This window comes from Kluyvera intermedia (genome assembly GCF_021440345.1).
Taxonomy (GTDB): Bacteria; Pseudomonadota; Gammaproteobacteria; order Enterobacterales; family Enterobacteriaceae; genus Kluyvera; species Kluyvera intermedia_A.
Genome location: NZ_JAKCNS010000164.1, coordinates 1 through 1776 on the forward strand (window position 1 = coordinate 1; position 1776 = coordinate 1776).

Genomic DNA, 1776 nt, shown 5'->3' on the forward strand with positions numbered 1-1776 from the left:
TCATCTGTTTTATTAATATTTATATTTTATTAATAAAGAATTATTCATTTTCATCACGCATCCATTCTAATAATTTCTTATTATGATTTAGTTAAATTAACAAATATTTTTAATTTAACTAAATCATATAGGCTACGAAATAATTTGATATTGAGTACAATACAGCAAGGCATAAGTGCCTTCTGAAATGTTCAATGGAGTGATATTTCGGGCCTCTTCAATAGCTGAAATATATAACACAGGCATTTAATATATTTGTGTCTCGCCGTTTTACATTCCCTCAAAATATAGGTTTTCCCTGTTAGCGGACTGGTTGCTATGAGCCATGGGCGGTAGCGTGCCAAAAAATAAAGTTACGAGTAGAGGTTATATGGCAAGGAGTGGCTTAGAAGTACAGCAGGCGGTAATCAAAGCATTATTCATGAGGGAAATAAAAACCCGCTTTGGGAAGTATAGATTGGGATATTTGTGGGCGGTGCTGGAGCCAGCTGCTCATCTGATGGTGATGGTGGGGATATTTGGGTATGTTATGCATAAGACAATGCCAGATATTTCTTTTCCTGTATTTTTAATAAATGGAATAATTCCTTTTTTTATATTTAGCAATATAACAAATAGGTCTATTTCTGCAATAGAAGCAAATCAAGGGTTATTTAACTATAGACCGGTAAAGCCGATTGATACATTAATATCAAGAGCTGCTCTGGAAATATTTATATATATATTTGTTTTTATTCTATTGATGACTGTTTTAGCAATGATAGGTGAAGTTTTTACGCTTGAAAATATCTTGCTATTAGCGCTTGCTTGGTTCTTTCTTTTCATATTTTCATGCGGAGTAGGACTAATATTCATGGTGGTGAGTAATGCATTTCCTGAGACAGAAAAATTTCTACCAATAATGATTAAGCCACTCTATTTTATCTCTTGTGTGATGTTCCCATTGCATTCAGTTCCTGAAGATTATTGGGGGTATCTACTTTGGAATCCTATTGTCCATGTTATTGAGTTGAGCAGAGAGTTTGTTGTTCCTGGATATATCACTGGGGCCACAAGTTTAAATTACCTTGGGTTGTGCTCAATAGTGTCATTATTTATTGGATTGTGTTTATATTCTGTGCGTGAAGAGGCCATGTTAACCTCATGATTAAAATAGAAAGATTAACAAAAAGTTATTCAACTCCTGCGGGCCGTCACTTTGTATTTAAAGATTTAACTTTTGACTTACCTTCAAATAAAAGCATTGCCCTTATTGGTAGAAATGGTGCCGGGAAATCTACATTATTACGTATGATAGGCGGTGTTGACCGACCGGATTATGGGCTAATTAGTACAAAGCAGACTATATCCTGGCCAGTAGGCCTTTCTGGTGGATTTCAGGGCAGTTTAACTGGGCGTGAAAATGTAAAGTTTGTCTCCAGACTATACGCAGAAAAAAAAGATTTAAAAGATAAAATCGACTTTGTTGCCGATTTTTCTGAGCTGGGTAAATATTTCGATATGCCAATAAAAACATACTCATCAGGGATGAGATCTCGACTTGGATTTGGTTTGAGTATGGCTTTTAAATTTGATTATTATTTAGTTGATGAAGTCACTTCAGTAGGTGACGCAAGGTTTAAGAAAAAATGTTTGGAAATATTTAATCAACGCCATCGAGAGTCAAATTTTATAATGGTTTCCCATAGTATCAATTTACTTAAACAATATTGCGATGCGGCTGTTTTTTTAGGTAGAGATAATTCTGTATCGTATTTTGATTCTGTAGATAATGCT

At 34.5% G+C, this 1776-nt stretch carries 2 protein-coding genes; both read left to right on the forward strand.

Going from position 1 to position 1776, the window contains the following annotated elements:
* The first annotated feature begins 370 nt into the window (after window positions 1-370).
* Window positions 371-1147 (forward strand): ABC transporter permease, encoded by a 777-nt coding sequence (locus LZ634_RS22500; protein ID WP_234508947.1) that lies wholly within the window; start codon window positions 371-373, stop codon window positions 1145-1147.
* On the forward strand, window positions 1144-1776 hold a 633-nt coding region (locus tag LZ634_RS22505; RefSeq protein WP_234508946.1), incomplete at its 3' end, for an ABC transporter ATP-binding protein. The genes LZ634_RS22500 and LZ634_RS22505, both read left to right, overlap by 4 nt.

What these genes read in the sequence shown, in the direction of transcription:
- LZ634_RS22500 (WP_234508947.1), top strand. Translation starts at nt 371, where the DNA reads ATGGCAAGGAGTGGCTTAGAAGTACAGCAGGCGGTAATCAAAGCATTA.